The organism is Pseudoalteromonas sp. 120-MNA-CIBAN-0494 (assembly GCF_040308885.1).
Taxonomy (GTDB): domain Bacteria; phylum Pseudomonadota; class Gammaproteobacteria; order Enterobacterales; family Alteromonadaceae; genus Pseudoalteromonas; species Pseudoalteromonas nigrifaciens.
In genome coordinates this window covers 1-916 of the sequence record NZ_JBEOOE010000087.1, presented here as the reverse complement: position 1 = coordinate 916, position 916 = coordinate 1, and the positions used below count along the sequence as shown (strand labels likewise).

Genomic DNA, 916 nt, shown 5'->3' with positions numbered 1-916 from the left:
ACTGTATCCGCATTGAAAATGGCGCTATCAGTATCCCAAAGGTAGGCAAGATACCCATTATCTTGCATCGCAAACTAGCAAGTAAAATCAAGACTGTAACTATCCAGTATCACCACGGAAAATGGGGATGCAGCATCACTCAGGAAGTTGAGTGCAAAACAGCTAAACAAGTTTTAAAAACAATCACAGGTTTTGACATTAACTCAAAGCAAACTGTTGTTGGCTCAGATGGTTTTGTGGTCGATAACCCCAAGTTTTTAAAGCAGTCAAAAACAAAGTTAAATCAATTGCAACGCCAGCTTGCACGCCGAACTAAAGGTTCAAATCGCTGGCAAAAAACCAAACAACGCATCAACAAATTACACGGCAAAATCTCACGGCAAAGGCTCGACTTTGCACACAAAATTTCACGCCAGATAACCAATGAAAATGACATTTTAGTGTTCGAAGATTTAAACGTAAAAGGGATGCAAAAGTTCAATGGCAGCATGGTTGCCGACAATGTGATGGGCTTAATTACTCAGCTTTCAAAATACAAAACTGAGCTTGAAGGTAAACTCTATCACGAGATTGGCAGGTTTGAAAAATCCACTGGGGTTTGTTCTGAATGCGGCCAACATCATGTTTTAACATTGAACGACAGAAATTTCACATGTACGGCTTGTGAAACTAACCAAAGCCGAGACTTGTCAGCGGCTAAAAGCATAGCAAAAACAGGTGAATTAGATTTGATTGCGGCTGGGATCGTCGCAAGGGTTACCCCCACATCTCAGCAGAAATCAGCCATTAAAACGAAAGTCTTCGAGCTATCGAAGTTTGCTGTTGGAACTGAGAAAAAAGAAGCAGCCTAGTCTCTAAGTCAAGGCTGTAGAAGCCCATTGATCGACACGGAGTGGCGTCGATGGGTAGTTCACAA

At 41.8% G+C, this 916-nt stretch carries 1 protein-coding gene; it reads left to right on the top strand.

Annotated elements, in window-relative coordinates:
* Positions 1-851: transposase (locus AAEY55_RS18085; protein WP_350552599.1), on the top strand; the 851-nt coding region annotated here is incomplete at its 5' end.
* Positions 852-916 lie beyond the last annotated feature (65 nt).